Raw genomic sequence first — 15,238 nt, forward strand, 5'->3', positions numbered from 1 at the left:
TTTCCTCTTTATACGTTCTCTAAATACGCTCTCTACACTATTTTGCTTCATTTTACCATGTTTATGAGCCAAAAATAGTTAAAACAGGACAAAAAACCGAAAATCACGTTAAAACGTTCGGTTTTTATTATCTGCTAATTATAAGTCATATTCGCTTAAAATATCACGACCATGCCAAATTAACTTGGCGCCTTCTTGGATGAGATGATGACAGCCATCTGATAACCCATCAACGATATTACCTGGAATAGCAAAAACATCTCTGCCTTCTTCCATAGCTCTTTCACAGGTAATCAAACTGCCCGAACGGCGTTTAGCTTCCGTGACCAAGACACCTCGTGACAAGCCTGCTATAATCCGATTACGCTCTGGGAAATGATATTTCAAGGGCTTTTCGCCAGGGCCATATTCTGTCAAAAGAAGCTGATTTTTCGCAATGTAAGTCTGTAATTGATAATTTTCTCGGGGATAACTGACATCAAGACCTGTGCCAATCACAGCGATTGTCTTACCACCATTCTTCAGGGCGGCAATATGGCTAGCAGTGTCAATCCCACGTGCTAAACCGCTGACAATGACAAACTGATTTTGCAGTTCCTTGATGATTTTTTGGACACTGGCAATGCCTTGTTGACTACAATTACGACTGCCAACAAATCCTAGTTTGGCTTGATGCAACAAACTTAAATCGCCTTGATAAAAGAGCAAAACTGGCGGATTATACATTTCTCGTAAGCGTTCAGGATAGGCACTATCCTGTATTGAAAATGACGGAAATTTCTGAAATTCCTGTCGTAAGACTTTTAAATCAAACGATCGAAATTTTTCCCAGAAAAGGGCTGGCTGTTTCATTCTGGTTTGTCGGACAAAAGCCGGCAAATAAACCAGAGGATTTTTTTCTTGACTGTCTCTGGTTAAGGTTAAAAACTGGTTAATCATCAAATTTGACATCCCAGCTTTTTTTAAACGATAGATATCGAAATTAATCATAAAATAGTCCTTTCAATACCTTATACGAAAAAAAGCTGCGATTGTTCGCAACTTTTTTCTTTTATCAACTTATTTCGATTTAATATAGTTGACACCATTAGCCTTAGGCCCTGTTGATTTGCCTAGGAAGATGGCAAGAACAGCAATTGTCAAGACGTAAGGCGCAATTTGCAAGTAAACACTTGGAATGTTTTGAATGACTGGAATTTGCGTGCCGACAACTGAAAGACTTTGTGACAAGCCAAAGAAAAGACTCGCAAGCATGGCGCCAATCGGGTTCCATTTACCAAAAATCATGGCTGCCATGGCGATAAACCCTTGACCAGCAATGGTCGAGCCGCTAAAATTAACGGAGATTTGTTGGGCAAAAACTGCCCCACCGAAACCACCCAGCACACCTGAAATCATGACACCTGAGTAACGCATCAAATAGACGTTAATCCCAAGCGTATCAGCTGCTTGCGGATGTTCGCCGACTGACCGAAGACGGAGACCAAAACGTGTCTTGAACAAGATAAACCAAGCAATCAAGGACACGACAATGGCAACATAACCAATCAAAGATGTTTGTTTAAAGAAGATCTTGCCAATGACGGGAATCTTGTTTAAAAGGGGGAAATCCCAGTAGCCAAAACTCTGTTGGATGTTATCTGTTTGCCCTTTGCCATAGAACACCTTGACTAGAAAGACAGCAAGTGCTGGCGCCATGAGGTTAATCACTGTCCCCGAAATAATATGGTCAGCCCGAAAATTAATCGTTGCCACAGCATGGAGTAAAGAGAAAATCAGCCCAATGACACCCGCAAAAAGGAGCGCAATCCAAGGTGTTGCTTTGCCAAAGGTATCTGCGAAAGTCAAGTTAAAGACGACAGATGAGAAGGCACCCATAATCATAATGCCTTCAAGACCGACATTGACAATCCCACTACGCTCTGAAAATGTGCCACCTAAACTTGTAAAAATCAGAGGTGTGGCATAAATCAGCATAGAAGAGATTAAAATTTGAAAAATCGTTGTGACTGTCATCAGCGCTCACCTTCCTTCTTCGTCTCTTTTTTAGGTAACTTCGGTAAAATTTTCTCAATGACAAACTTAATCCCAACGAAGAAAATAATACTTGCAATCACGACATTGACAATTTCTGGTGGAATACCTGTCGTATTCATACCTGGTGCGCCAACTTTCAAGATTGAAAAGAGAAAGGCTGCCAATAGAATACCGATAGGAGAATTTTCACCCAACAGGGCAACGGCCATGCCATCGAACCCGATAGATAGACTTGAATATTGAACGAAGAAATTCTGGAATGTGCCTAAACCTTCCACAACACCCCCTAAACCAGCAAGACCACCTGCCATTAACATGGAAATGATAATCGTCCGTTTAGATGAAATACCGGCAGATTCAGACGCATTGGGATTGAGACCAACTGCACGAATTTCAAAACCAAGCGTTGTGCGTTTAAAAATAATCGCAATAATGATAATCGCAATGATTGCAATAAAAATACCGATATTAAGGCGAGAGTTATCCGTAATTGATGATAAAAATGAATTTCTAAACGTTGCGTTGGCACCGACTTGAATCGTCGAATCTTTGGAGGCCATCAATTTTTGATTAAAGCCGTAATGCACCAGATAAGTTGAAACTAACAAAATAATATAGTTCATCATAATCGTGACGATCACTTCACTTGTCCCCAAAAATGCTTTGAGAATACCTGGAATTGCTGCCATCATTGCACCCCAAGCAGCACCAATGATAATCACAAGGGGAATCATAATCACACGTGGCAAATCTGGAAAGCTGAGGGCAAACCAGACAGAAGAAAGCCAACCAGCCAAGGCTTGACCAGACATCCCGATATTAATCATACCAGCTTTCATGGCGACCGCAAAAGAGAGCGCCGTCAAAATCAGTGGCCCCATGCTCCGGAAAATTTCGCCGATGGACTTACTATTACCGAAAGCTTGACTGAGCAAGTCTTCATAACCCCAGAGTGGATTGTAGCCAAAAATCAGCATAATAATCGCACCCAGTAAAAAACCGGCAACAACAGCGATAACTGGTATTAGACCTTTTCGAATTGATAAATTTTTCATGTTTACCCTTTGCCTCCTACCATCATCACACCAAGTGCTTGTTTTGATGTTTCTCGAGGATCAACAATGCCCTGAATTTGACCATCATGAATCACTGCAATCCGGTCTGAGACATTCAATATTTCATCCAGTTCATAGGACACGACTAAGACAGCCTTGCCCTCATCTCTGGCACGAATCAAACGTTTGTGGATATATTCAATCGCCCCAACATCCAAGCCACGCGTCGGTTGACTGACAATCATTAAATCTGGATTGCGATCAATTTCCCGCGCGATAACTGCCTTTTGCTGATTGCCGCCTGAAAGAGATGCAGCTGGGACGAGCTCACTGGCCCCACGAACGTCAAATTCAGTCATTAACTCGCGTGCATGACGGTTGATTGCTTTATAATTCAGCACCCCATGATGGCTCAATGGTGGCTGATAATAGGTTTGTAGACTGATATTTTCAGCCACTGTCATGGCTAGAATCAAACCATCACGATGACGGTCTTCTGGAATATGCGCGACTGACATTTCTGTGATTTGACGAGGTCTGTCATTAGCAACATTTTGACCTTTAATGTCAATTTGCCCGCTTTCGACGTGCTGCAGTCCTGTAATGGCACGGACTAGCTCACTCTGTCCATTCCCATCAATCCCAGCAATCCCGACAATTTCACCCGCATGGACCTGCAAAGACAATGACTTAACAGCTTGGGCGCCACGACTTTCATTGACGACCAAATCTTTAATGTCTAAGACAACTTTGCCAGGATTGGCGGCTTTTTTCTCTGTCACAAAGGATACGCTGTGCCCAACCATCATCTCAGCAAGTTCTTTACTTGAACGTCCGGCAACGTTGACGGTTTGGATTGACTTACCGCGACGAATCACCGTTACGCGGTCTGCGACCGCACGAATTTCATCAAGTTTATGGGTAATCAAAATGATTGATTTTCCTTCTTTGACAAGATTTCGCATAATCTCAAGTAACTCTAAAATTTCAGCGGGTGTCAACACCGCTGTTGGCTCATCAAAAATGAGGATATCCGCACCCCGATAGAGGGTTTTCAAGATTTCAACCCGTTGTTGTTGACCGACATTGATGTCTCTGACTAAGGCATCCGGCTTCACTTCAAGCCCATATCTTTGAGAGAGCTCGAGAATTTCTTTCTCGGCTTTCTTAATGTCTAATTTCCCGCCGTGGACTGTCTCATTGCCCAAAATGATATTTTCAGTGACCGTGAAAGCGTCCACTAACATAAAATGTTGGTGAACCATCCCAATCCCAAGTTTACTCGCTTTCGACGGCGAATCTATTTTTTGTAGCTCACCATTGACCAAAATCTCGCCAGAAGTTGGTTCAAGCAAGCCAGAGAGCATATTCATCAGGGTTGATTTGCCAGCACCATTCTCGCCTAGCAGGGCATGAATTTCACCTTTTTTAACTTGCAAATCAATCTGATCATTCGCAACAAATTCTCCAAAAATTTTAGTGACTTTGCGCATTTCTATAACATGTTGTCCTGTCATAAAAACTCCGTTCTAATATTTTGTCCATTCTATTTTATTATATCATATTTATCGTTGATGTATCCGATTTCATTAAAACTCAAAAAATTCTAGGCATTCCCTAGAATTTTCAAGTTAAAATTCAAGTTAATCAGTTTTAAAGTTATTTAAGACTTGTTAAGCGATAAGTGTTTCAAGACCGACTTTCATCATATCGGTAAAGGTTGTTTCACGCTCCTCAGCGGTTGTATCTTCTTCCAACACCAGACTATCCGAAATCGTCATCAAACTCAGCGCTTGGACTTGGTGTTTAGCAGCCAAATAATAGAGCGCAGCGGCTTCCATTTCAACAGCTTTCACCCCCATGGTACCGAGCTTAATATTTTTGTCAAATAGGTCTGAATAAAATAAATCAGCAGATAAAACATTCCCAACGTGCGTGATGACACCCATGTCTTTGGCGATGTGGTAAGCCGTATCTAGCAAGGCAAAATCAGCGATTTGGGGCAGATCATACTCAGGCCAATCATTTCTGACCATGCGAGAAGTTGTCGCAGCCGCTTGAGCCAGGACTAATTCACGAACGTGGACGTCTTTTGACAGCGAGCCAGCCGTGCCGACACGAATCAATTTCTTAACATCATATGCTGTTATCAATTCATGGGCATAAATGGAGATAGAGGGCATCCCCATCCCAGTCCCCATGACTGACACACGTTCGCCTTTATAGGTACCAGTATAGCCAAACATGTTCCGAATCTCATTGAACAAAACAGGATTTTCTAGGAAGTTCTCAGCGATAAATTTCGCACGCAAAGGATCCCCTGGCAATAAAATTTTATCAGCAATGTCGCCCTTTTGAGCAGCAATATGGATTGACATTAGAGTTCCTCCAAGATTTCCTTGATCAATGTTTTAAAAGTTTCTTTAATCCGTGTTGTCACTTCGACGACTTCTTCATGGTTGAGCTCAGCTTGTTTACCAGCTGCATGGTTCGTAATCGCAGAAATACCAAGGACGCGCAAACCTGAATGGACTGCGATGATTACTTCTGGTACAGTTGACATCCCAACAGCATCCGCACCGATTGTTTCAGCAAAACGAATTTCAGCCGGTGTTTCATAAGTTGGCCCAGTGAAGCCCATATAAACGCCTTCTTGAAGGTCAATGCCTGCACGGGCAGCCACGAGTTTTGCTGTCGCTTGATAAGCCTTATCATAAGCACTCGACATATCTGGGAAGCGAGGGCCGTAAGCGGCCAAGTTTTCACCGATGAGTGGGTTTTGACCTGTAAAGTTAATGTGATCATTAATCAACATCAAGGTACCAGGGCCATGAGTGACCCCACCTGCAGCATTGGTCACGACGATACCTGTCGCATCCAGCTCAGCCATGACGCGCACAGGGAAAGTCACCACATCCAAAGGGTTGCCCTCATAAAAGTGGAAACGCCCTTGAAGTGCGAGTACTTTTTTACCTGAAAGGGTGCCGTAGACCAACTTGCCAGCGTGACCAGCAACGGTCGATTTGCCCCAGTTGGGAATATCCGCATAGTCAATGACCACTGGATTTGAAATCTCATCTGCCAGCTCTCCTAAGCCTGATCCTAAAATCAAGCCAAAGTCAACATTTTCAACACCTTGTTTTTGTAGGAAAACAACAGTTTCCTTTATTTTTGCCATCATAGTCATGATTATTTTAAGTCTCCTAAGAATGATTGTCCGTTTTCAGTCGCAGCGACGCCAAAGTTTTCAGCAACCGTTGCTGAAATATCCGCATAATGCCCAACCTTTAAAACACCTTGACCTGTAAAGGCTTTGCTGTAAGCCAGCAATGGGACATACTCACGCGTGTGGTCTGTGCCAACATAAGTTGGGTCATTGCCATGGTCAGCTGTAATCAGCAACAAATCCTTATCACCCATTGCATCATAGATTTCAGGCAATCTGGCATCAAATTCATTGATGGCATTGCCGTAGCCTGCGACATCACGGCGGTGACCGAAAAGCGCATCAAAGTCAACTAAGTTCGTGAATGAGAAACCAGTTTCAAAATCTGGCAGTTTCAGCGTTTCAATCAAACGATCAACACCCGCCATATTGCTTGCCGTGTGCCCCATATCATGGTTAATGCCAACACCATTGAAGATGTCATTAATTTTCCCAACAGAGTAGACCCCAACGCCTGCTTCATTAAGGCTGTCTAAAACAGTATGACCGAAAGGTGACAGGGCATAGTCGTGACGATTAGGCGTCCGCGTGAAGTTACCCGGTGTGCCAACATAAGGACGGGCAATAATCCGGCCAATCATGTAAGGGTCGTCCAAAGTAATCGAACGGACGTATTCACAGATTTTATAGAGTTCTTCTAAGGGAATAATATCTTCATGCGCTGCGATTTGCAAAACTGGATCGGCTGACGTATAAATAATCAACTCTCCCGTTGCCATTTGGCGCGCACCGAAGTCATCGATGACTGCAGTACCAGAATAAGGGATATTGGCTTCACGGATGATTTTACGACCTGAAAAAGCTTCGATTTTTTCAAGTAAATCTTCAGGGTAGCCTTCAGGGAAGACACGGAAGGGAACTTGAATGTTCAAGCCCATGATTTCCCAGTGACCTGTCATCGTATCTTTACCGCGTGACACTTCTTCAAGTTTTGTCGCATAACCCGTCAACTGGTCTGTGGCAACTTGCTCAACACCAACAAGGGCTTTGTCGCGTGGAATACGACCTAAGCCAAGTTTTGCCATGTTTGGCACGTTGAGCGCAAAGTGCTCTGAAATGTGACCGAGTGTATCTGACTGCGTATCATTGGCATCATGGTTGAAGAATTCAGCTGCATCTGGTGCAGCACCGATTCCAACTGAATCCATCACGACTAAATGAATCCGATTAAATTTTGACATATGAGCCTCTTTTCTAATATCTAAAAAACAGTGCTTGAAAACTAGCACTGTCTCTTATATTGCTAAATCTTATTTTTCAGGGACAGTAATTTTACCTGATTTAATGTCATCGTAAGCTGCATCAACTGCTTTTTTAGCATCAGAAGTCAAGTTATCATCAGCTAGACCAACAGCACCTTCTTTGATCCCATAAACAACGTGTTTCCCGCCTGGGAATTTACCGGCTGCTGTTTCTTTACTGATGTTTTGAACGGCTTCGCCAACACCTTTAGTTGATGAAGCAAGGACGAAGTTGGCTTTTTTACCATCTTTAGAGGTATAATTCCCCTCATCTTTTTGGTCACGGTCAACACCGAGAACCCAAACCTTGTCCGCTTCTTTTTTCTCTTCGTTCAATGATTTGGCTTCAGAGAAGACACCTGCACCAGTTCCGCCAGCTGCTTGATAGATGATATCCGCACCACCAGCATATTGTGTCGCAGCGATTGTTTTACCTTTGGCAGGATCAGCGAATGAACCTGCGTAGTCAACTTGTACTTTGATTGATTTATCAACAGATTTCACACCTGCCTCAAAACCTTTTTCGAAACGTGAAATCACTTCACCTTCCATACCACCGACAAAACCAACGATTTTCGTTTTAGTTGTTTTGGCAGCCGCAACACCTGCAAGGTAAGCTGCTTCTTGGTCTCTAAATGTTGCTGAAGCGACATTTTTTTGACCTTCAATGACATCATCAATCAAAACGTAATTGACTTCAGGATTGTTTTTAGCAGCTTCATCAATCGCATTGTGAAGGGCAAAACCGATACCATAGATCAATTTGTAGCCACCAGATACGGCACTGTCAAGATTTGTCGTATAATCAGATTCACTAGCCGATTGGAAATACGTGTAGCCTTTATCTTTAGATAAATTGTTGGCTTTTCCCCAAGCTTGTAACCCTTCCCAAGATGATTGGTTAAAAGACTTATCGTCGACACCACCCGTGTCTGTAATAATCGCAACTTTTAAGTCAGTTTTAGCTTTAGCTGAACCTGTACTTTTGTCACGACTACCACAAGCGGCAAGAGACAAGGCTGCAACAGCAGCTAAACTAACACCAATTACTTTTTTATTCATTAAAATGAACTCCTTCAAATTTTGGCTGACACATGCGTCAGCTAGGCAACAGTGTGTTTTTTGAAACTCTACTTTAATTTTAACGTAACTCGCGAAAATTGACAACTATTTGTCGCTTTTTTTTGCTAATAAAACTCTAATTATCAGATTTTTAATCCAAATTTTTAAAATGATAAGGTAACAAGTCGCCAACCGTCGTTTTTTTGACCTCACCTGCTTTTGAAAAGAGCCAAACTGGCATCTCATCCGAGCAAAATTCGGTCAAAACTTGCCGGCATGCACCACACGGCGAAATCGGTTCATCAGTCTCGCCATAAATGCCAATCATCTCAAATTCACGGACACCACTTGAAACAGCTTTAAAAATTGCCGTTCGCTCTGCACAATTGGTCAAGCCAAAACTGGCATTTTCGATATTGCAGCCTTGAAAGACCAGACCATTTTTCGCCACTAAGGCAGCACCCACTGGAAAGTGGGAGTAAGGCACATAAGCCACACTTGCTGCTTCTCTTGCCTGTCTAAAAAGCTCAGTATCCATTACCATCAGCAACATTTCCTTTCATAATCTCAACACCATTTGACGTCCCGAGGCGCGTCGCACCTGCTGCAATCATGGCTTCGGCATCCGCAATCGAGCGCACACCACCTGATGCTTTAACGCCCATATCAGGACCAACTGTTTGACGCATGAGCGCAATATCTGCCACCGTTGCGCCAGCTGTTGAGAAGCCAGTAGAGGTTTTAACAAAGTCTGCCCCCGCACGAACAGCGGCTTGACAAGCTTTGACTTTTTCTGAATCTGTCAATAAAGCTGTTTCGATAATGACTTTTGTTGTCACAGTTTTCGATGCGTCGACAACGGCTTGGATGTCTGATTCAACTAAGTCCCAGTCGCCGTCTTTTGCAGCGCCGATATTGATGACCATGTCGACTTCATCTGCCCCATTTTTTATAGCCTCAGCCGCTTCAAAAGCTTTCACCGCAGACGTATTGGCACCCAAAGGAAAACCGATAACCGTGCAGACTTTCACATCTGTCGCCGCTAGTTTTTCAGCCGCAAAACTGACCCAGGTCGGGTTGATACAGACACTCATGAAGTCATATTGAATGGCTTCATCGATGATTTTTTGAACCGTCGCTTTCGGTGTCTCAGCTTTTAAAACGGTATGATCGATGTATTTATTTAAATTCATTTGATAATCTCCACAATTTCTTTAATCTCTATTTTGTCATCTGAAATGCTGATGGCATCTCGTAACACTTGACTTTCCTTGTCGGCATCAAAATCGGCTTTATTATACAAAATCTCGAAAAGCGGCTCGCCGATTTCGACGGGTTCTCCAATTTTCTTGAAAATTCTAAGTCCGGCGTCGAGGTCCAAGGCGTCTGACTTAACGGCACGACCTGCACCTGCTCGCATGGCAAGGAGACCAGCGCTCAGGGCATCAAAACTGGTGATATACCCCGCCTGCGTGCTGACCACCGTTTTGGAAAAGCGCGTGTCATGCTCTGGCGATGTTAGTAATTCATTGACATCACCACCTTGCGCGGTAATCATTTGCTTGAATTTAGCCAAGGCTGCACCATTAGACAGATTTTCTAAAATAGCAGCTAGCGATTTTTCAACGCCAGCTAAACTGAGCATGATTTGTGCCAGTTCAGCGATAAACTGTCTGAGTTCTGGGCTACCACCCCCTTGCAAGACGGACAGGCTTTCTGCAATTTCTAGGCGATTGCCAATGGTCGTGCCTAGCGGTTGCCGCATGTCTGTAATCACAGCGACGGTCTTGCGTCCTACGGCATTGCCCAAATCTACCATGGTTTGCGCAAGTAGGCGGGCATCTGTCATATTTTTCATGAAAGCACCACTGCCAACCGTCACATCAAGCAGAATCGCATCGCTCCCTGCGGCGATTTTTTTCGACATAATCGAGCTGGCAATCAAGGGAATGATGTCGACGGTCGCAGTCACGTCACGTAGAGCGTAAAGCAGTTTGTCGGCTTTGACCAAGTCATCCGACTGACCAATCACCGAAATGCCGATGGCCTTGACTTGCTGGACAAAATCGGCTTGCGTGCGCTCGACTTGGAAACCGTGGATACTTTCGAGCTTGTCAATCGTCCCACCCGTATGCCCCAAGCCACGCCCACTCATCTTGGCAACGGCAACGCCAAAACTGGCAACGAGTGGCGCTAAAATCAGCGTGACTTTATCGCCAACACCACCCGTTGAATGTTTATCGACTTTGATGCCAGGAATTTCAGATAAGTCGATTTGCTCGCCTGTCGCCACCATCGCCATGGTTAAATCTGCGATTTCAGCTTTGGTCATGCCTTGGAAGTAAACCGCCATCGCCCAAGCTGACATTTGATAATCTGGAATCTCCCCTGTTGCATACTGGTCAATCAACCAAGTCGTTTCAGCCTTGGTCAGTGCCAAACCATCTCGTTTTTTCTGAATGATGTCAATCATTCTCATCACGCCACCTCACTTCATTTATCTCTAGCAGTTTCTCGTGAAATCAATCCATTTTGTCTGCTTTTTTTATGACTCGTCAGGCTTTATTTTATCATATTTTTCTGGAAAATGGAGGTGATAACTAGTAATTGATTGTTATAAAATAAAAAAACAAGTCCATGATAAGATAGACTTGCTTGAGTTTTGGTCATCAGACCTTATTGATTGTCAAAACCATTTTCGATTTTAGCTTCGTCATTTTCAACAAAACCAAAATCACTGATTGGGGCATATTTGAACTTCAGTTCGCCTAGGATGTCTTTTTTAGGAATGGCACCGAATTTTCGGCTGTCATCTTGAACATCTCTGGCGTCATTTAAAATCCAGTAGCTGTTTTTGCCCAGTTCATCCACACGAAAATCTGTTGTAAAATCTTCATCATGCGTTTTTATATAAGCGGTTTGATTCTGTTTAATGTAGGGTTCTTTCAGGATTTTCTGATTGACATAGACGATATTATCCATGGCAACGACACTTTGACCGGGCGTGCCAATAATCCGCCCGACATATTTTTTGCCATTATGACGGTAGGCAACTAAATCAAGATTGTCAAGTTGCGTGCGTTTGATGGCAAACACTTGCGTTTTCTTGGGCAGGATAGGCGCCATATTGTTATTATGAATGCGAATTGGCTCCAGAACAAAAAGTCGCAAAACGGTCAACACTGCGACAATGATGACGCCAATCAAAATATTTCGATATAAGTCTCTCTTAACCATTTAACTCAAACTTTCTAAAATAAAAGCGACTGCGTCACACTTATTTCCTTGTGATTTTTTGGGAAATCGGCTTATAAAGCCAGATTATAGCTTTTGATAGCTTCTTCCAAAGCTTCTGGATAGGCTTTGAAAGTCTTGATATGTTTGCCATTGACAAGCACATCAAAGCTATCATCAGCAGTATTTTTAATCTCAGCGACCGTTTTTTTACCAACCGTTAAAAGGACGCCATCTTTACTATCAGAAATTTGAATTTCTGTTTCTTTTTTCTTACTCATGTTCCCCATTATATCTGAAAATGTCGTTTTTTTCAAGTCAGGTGGGTTTTGACTGTTAGGCTTCTCTGTTTTTTACTTCTATTTCTCTCAGCCATGCGTCTGGAGAGGTGGCATCCGGCTAAAATTGCCATCAAAAAAGCCTAAGCGATACGCACTTAGACTTTAATGGATTAGGCATTAAGTTCTGCCAAAATCCCTTTGATTTGTTCTTTAGTATGCACACCTGCAACTTGTTTGACCACTTCGCCATCTTTTTTGAAAAGAAGGGTTGGAATACTCATCACACCAAAAGATTGTGGTGTTGCTGGGTTTTCGTCCACATCCATTTTCACGATTTTGAGTTCGCTTTCGTCCAGTTCTTCTGAAAGTTGGTCAAGAATCGGTGCTTGCATGCGACAAGGTCCACACCATGTCGCCCAGAAATCTACAAGTACGATGCCATCTTTTGTTTCTTCTTGAAAAGTTGCATCTGTTACTTCTACTGCCATTATGATCACCTCTATTTGTTTGATTAGCTCTATTTTACCTTAATTTTTAAGCTTTGTCTTGAAATTTGCATATAAATTGTGTGGCAGCGCAAAACTATTATTCTATATTCTTCAAAGCGTCAATCATATCAATCTTCTTCAGGCTAAAATGCGTGATGATATTGACAATCAGCGTGAACGAAACCGTCAAGGATGTCGCAAAAACAAAACTAATGGTATTGACATGTGAAACAAACATCAAGGTGTCTGTTTCACAGGTGCTGATGATGAAATGACACAGATAAACACCGCTAATCAAGCCGAGAATAATCCCGACGAGGGTGAAAATCGTATTTTCTTTGGTAATATAAGCATCTGTCTCCTGATGATAAAAGCCGAGGACTTTCAGCGTGGCAATCTCACGTTTGCGCTCGCTGATATTAATCGTTGCCAGATTATACATGACGACAAAAGCCAGAATCGCTGAGGAGACAATTAAAATCAAGACGACAAGATTGAGTGAGGTCATGGTGTCATTAATCATGGTTACTGTTGTTTTAGAATTAATGACATTTGCGACTGACGGATGGGTCATAAGCGCAGCATCAAACTTTTGGTCAGCTTGCGCCGATAATTTGTCTTTCAGTTTAATCGCGATGATATTGGTCTCATAAGTACCAAAAATATCTTGAGAAACGCTTTTAGGCAAGTAAACATAATTTTGGATATAATTTTCCACAATCTTGCCGACTTTTATCTGATGTGTCTGGTCTCGATTATCTTTGAAGGTAATCGTATCCTTTTCTTTAACCTTTAATAGCTTGGCGAGTTTTTGGCTGACAATGGCTTGGTTCCCTGTCAAGGGAACGACTTGTTTATCTTGGTTAATGTCGTTTAGGCTGATGACTTGTTTGAAAGTTGTCCTATCATCTGGGACGACGACTGTGACATCATAGGCTTTACCGTGGCTTGACACTTCTTTTGTTGCCATCGATATATTGGCTATGTGGGCGATTTGTTCATCTTGCGATAAAGCATTTAGCAGTGTCTTGTCATCTGTACTTGCTTTTAGGGCCACGAGTTTATCGTATCTGAACACATGGTCATACTGATAATTTACAATATCTGTGATGGCGTCTTTGAGTCCAAATCCTGCGAGTATCAGGGCGGTACAACCTGCAATGCCTAAAATCGTCACGGTCGCTCGTGTTTTATAGCGAAAGAGGTTACGCATGACGATTTTATTTGAAAAACTGAACCTGTTCCACATGATAGGCACGTACTCAAGCAAAATGCGCTTGCCAGCCTTGGGCGCTTTGGGGCGCATCAGAATGCTAGGCGTGTAAATGAGTTCACGGTAAACAGCGATTAGGGCGCCACCACAAATGCAAATCAGCGCAATCGCAAGTCCTGTGAGACAATAGCCAGGCTGGAAAAGCACGATGAATTTCGGTATGGCAAAAAGCGTCGTGTAGATATTCCAGATGAGGCGGGGAATGAGGTTCAGCCCGATGACCATGCCAATCACGCCACCAACCAAGGTTGCGACAAGTGAAAAGAGGACATATTTCAAGGCAATCGCAGCATTTGAAAAGCCTAGAGCTTTTAGCGTGCCAATCTCACTTCGATCTTCTTCCACCATTCGCGCCATGGAGACAAGGCTAATCAAGACTGCAATCACATAAAAGACGACTGGGAAAACACGCCCGACTTTGGCGATACTTTTGGTTGCATCAATGAAATCCTTATAGCCCGCATCATCTTGGCGGTCAGTGATGTACCATTTGGCAGGTGGCAAGCTATCGCGCTTGACCTGTCCCGACGCTAAGGCAGCTGGCGTCAGGTCGTCTGCATAGACAGTTTCAAACCGCTGCTTTTCTTGCGCCCTTTTAATGCGCTCAACTTCTTTTTTAGCTGCTGAAATTTTGTCCAAATAAACCGTCTGGCTTGTCATCTCTTGCTTGGCACCTTTGACCGTCAGCGCAATCGCACTATAGACCTCCTGCTTAAACACGCTGGATTTGACATACATAAAGTAGTCGATTTTACCATCTCCAAGCGTCGTCGTACCCCGATGAACCTTAGAAAAATAAAGCGGACTTTTAACCGTGCCCACGATTTTGAAAGTTGATTGGGTCAACTCTGGATCAGTCATTTTGATTGACTCGCCAATCTTGACCTTATTTTTCGTTAAATAGCCTGCCTCGACGACAATTTCACTGTCTTTTTGGGGCAAACGACCTTTGACTAGCGTGAGTTGATTGCGCTTCTGGGGCAGACCCATGACTTTGGCAATGGCGGTCTCATCATTTTTAGTCGCTGTTTTTTGGGGAACGGCTGGCTCAATGAGCGCATCTTTTGCGTATATCCCTTGAACACTGTCGATGTCCGCTAATTTTTCAAGACTTGCAACATCTGACTTGCTCAACCCCAGCGTAGACTGAATTTGCAAGTCATAAGCCTGGGTTTGATCTAAATAAGTGTCTAAAGTCGACAGCATATCCTGAGAAGTCGAGCTAATGCCCGCATAAAAACCGACACCCAACAGCGCCATACAAAGCAAAGAAATAAAACGTTTAGACGACTGGGTCATCTTACGGCAACTACTGATGATGAGAGATTTATTTTTCATCGG

15 protein-coding genes are annotated in these 15,238 nt (G+C 43.1%); all 15 read right to left on the bottom strand.

The annotated features are described in order from the left end of the window. Positions 1–138: 138 nt before the first annotated feature. The 15 genes from dprA to RsY01_RS00550 all read right to left on the bottom strand — a co-directional run bounded on the left by dprA (position 139) and on the right by RsY01_RS00550 (position 15,235). Positions 139–990 (bottom strand): DNA-processing protein DprA, encoded by an 852-nt coding sequence (gene dprA, locus RsY01_RS00480; RefSeq protein WP_094783607.1) that lies wholly within the window; start codon positions 988–990, stop codon positions 139–141. Between the two features lie 69 nt (positions 991–1,059). Next, on the bottom strand, positions 1,060–2,016 hold the full coding sequence (locus RsY01_RS00485; protein ID WP_094783608.1) for an ABC transporter permease: 957 nt from the start codon (positions 2,014–2,016) through the stop codon (positions 1,060–1,062). After that, positions 2,016–3,092, bottom strand: coding sequence for an ABC transporter permease (locus tag RsY01_RS00490; protein WP_094783609.1), 1,077 nt, complete (start codon positions 3,090–3,092; stop codon positions 2,016–2,018). The genes RsY01_RS00485 and RsY01_RS00490 overlap by 1 nt, the downstream gene beginning before the upstream one ends. 2 nt (positions 3,093–3,094) lie before the next feature. Then, a complete protein-coding gene (locus RsY01_RS00495) occupies positions 3,095–4,609 on the bottom strand; it encodes an ABC transporter ATP-binding protein (protein WP_094783610.1) in 1,515 nt (504 codons plus the stop codon). Between the two features lie 156 nt (positions 4,610–4,765). Beyond that, positions 4,766–5,470 carry a purine-nucleoside phosphorylase gene (deoD, locus tag RsY01_RS00500; RefSeq protein ID WP_094783611.1) on the bottom strand — a complete coding sequence of 235 codons (705 nt, stop codon included), beginning with the start codon at positions 5,468–5,470 and terminating at the stop codon, positions 4,766–4,768. Then, positions 5,470–6,279, bottom strand: coding sequence for a purine-nucleoside phosphorylase (locus RsY01_RS00505; protein ID WP_094783612.1), 810 nt, complete (start codon positions 6,277–6,279; stop codon positions 5,470–5,472). The genes deoD and RsY01_RS00505 overlap by 1 nt, the downstream gene beginning before the upstream one ends. Before the next feature lie 2 nt (positions 6,280–6,281). After that, positions 6,282–7,499, bottom strand: a complete 1,218-nt coding sequence (locus tag RsY01_RS00510; protein ID WP_094783613.1) for a phosphopentomutase — start codon at positions 7,497–7,499, stop codon at positions 6,282–6,284. Positions 7,500–7,568: 69 nt separating this feature from the next. Further along, on the bottom strand, positions 7,569–8,621 hold the full coding sequence (locus RsY01_RS00515) for a BMP family lipoprotein (protein ID WP_094783614.1): 1,053 nt from the start codon (positions 8,619–8,621) through the stop codon (positions 7,569–7,571). A 151-nt stretch (positions 8,622–8,772) separates the two neighbouring features. Further along, entirely contained in the window at positions 8,773–9,165 is a 393-nt protein-coding gene (locus tag RsY01_RS00520) for a cytidine deaminase (RefSeq protein ID WP_094783615.1), read from the bottom strand. Beyond that, complete coding sequence (gene deoC, locus RsY01_RS00525) at positions 9,149–9,814, bottom strand: deoxyribose-phosphate aldolase (protein WP_094783616.1); 666 nt, start codon at positions 9,812–9,814, stop codon at positions 9,149–9,151. The genes RsY01_RS00520 and deoC overlap by 17 nt, the downstream gene beginning before the upstream one ends. Then, a complete protein-coding gene (locus RsY01_RS00530; RefSeq protein WP_094783617.1) occupies positions 9,811–11,100 on the bottom strand; it encodes a pyrimidine-nucleoside phosphorylase in 1,290 nt (429 codons plus the stop codon). The genes deoC and RsY01_RS00530 overlap by 4 nt, the downstream gene beginning before the upstream one ends. A gap of 197 nt (positions 11,101–11,297) precedes the next feature. Beyond that, complete coding sequence (gene lepB / locus RsY01_RS00535; protein WP_094783618.1) at positions 11,298–11,858, bottom strand: signal peptidase I; 561 nt, start codon at positions 11,856–11,858, stop codon at positions 11,298–11,300. A 71-nt stretch (positions 11,859–11,929) separates the two neighbouring features. Further along, the gene (locus RsY01_RS00540; RefSeq protein WP_238594924.1) at positions 11,930–12,136 is read right to left on the bottom strand and encodes a DUF2969 family protein; all 207 of its coding nucleotides are present in this window, start codon (positions 12,134–12,136) and stop codon (positions 11,930–11,932) included. Positions 12,137–12,306: 170 nt separating this feature from the next. After that, complete coding sequence (gene trxA / locus RsY01_RS00545) at positions 12,307–12,624, bottom strand: thioredoxin (RefSeq protein WP_094783619.1); 318 nt, start codon at positions 12,622–12,624, stop codon at positions 12,307–12,309. Positions 12,625–12,721: 97 nt separating this feature from the next. Further along, positions 12,722–15,235 (bottom strand): ABC transporter permease, encoded by a 2,514-nt coding sequence (locus tag RsY01_RS00550; RefSeq protein WP_094783620.1) that lies wholly within the window; start codon positions 15,233–15,235, stop codon positions 12,722–12,724. Positions 15,236–15,238: the final 3 nt, after the last annotated feature.

This window comes from Pseudolactococcus reticulitermitis (genome assembly GCF_002260845.1).
GTDB classification, from domain to species: domain Bacteria; phylum Bacillota; class Bacilli; order Lactobacillales; family Streptococcaceae; genus Pseudolactococcus; species Pseudolactococcus reticulitermitis.

Bases quoted from the DNA above. Each gene is read 5' to 3' on its own strand.
- dprA (WP_094783607.1), bottom strand. From the start codon at position 990: ATGATTAATTTCGATATCTATCGTTTAAAAAAAGCTGGGATGTCAAAT.
- RsY01_RS00495 (WP_094783610.1), bottom strand. From the start codon at position 4,609: ATGACAGGACAACATGTTATAGAAATGCGCAAAGTCACTAAAATTTTT.
- RsY01_RS00530 (WP_094783617.1), bottom strand. From the start codon at position 11,100: ATGAGAATGATTGACATCATTCAGAAAAAACGAGATGGTTTGGCACTG.
- RsY01_RS00540 (WP_238594924.1), bottom strand. From the start codon at position 12,136: ATGAGTAAGAAAAAAGAAACAGAAATTCAAATTTCTGATAGTAAAGAT.
- trxA (WP_094783619.1), bottom strand. From the start codon at position 12,624: ATGGCAGTAGAAGTAACAGATGCAACTTTTCAAGAAGAAACAAAAGAT.
- RsY01_RS00515 (WP_094783614.1), bottom strand. From the start codon at position 8,621: ATGAATAAAAAAGTAATTGGTGTTAGTTTAGCTGCTGTTGCAGCCTTG.
- RsY01_RS00520 (WP_094783615.1), bottom strand. From the start codon at position 9,165: ATGGTAATGGATACTGAGCTTTTTAGACAGGCAAGAGAAGCAGCAAGT.
- RsY01_RS00505 (WP_094783612.1), bottom strand. From the start codon at position 6,279: ATGACTATGATGGCAAAAATAAAGGAAACTGTTGTTTTCCTACAAAAA.
- deoC (WP_094783616.1), bottom strand. From the start codon at position 9,814: ATGAATTTAAATAAATACATCGATCATACCGTTTTAAAAGCTGAGACA.
- RsY01_RS00510 (WP_094783613.1), bottom strand. From the start codon at position 7,499: ATGTCAAAATTTAATCGGATTCATTTAGTCGTGATGGATTCAGTTGGA.
- deoD (WP_094783611.1), bottom strand. From the start codon at position 5,470: ATGTCAATCCATATTGCTGCTCAAAAGGGCGACATTGCTGATAAAATT.
- RsY01_RS00485 (WP_094783608.1), bottom strand. From the start codon at position 2,016: ATGACAGTCACAACGATTTTTCAAATTTTAATCTCTTCTATGCTGATT.
- RsY01_RS00550 (WP_094783620.1), bottom strand. From the start codon at position 15,235: ATGAAAAATAAATCTCTCATCATCAGTAGTTGCCGTAAGATGACCCAG.
- RsY01_RS00490 (WP_094783609.1), bottom strand. From the start codon at position 3,092: ATGAAAAATTTATCAATTCGAAAAGGTCTAATACCAGTTATCGCTGTT.
- lepB (WP_094783618.1), bottom strand. From the start codon at position 11,858: ATGGTTAAGAGAGACTTATATCGAAATATTTTGATTGGCGTCATCATT.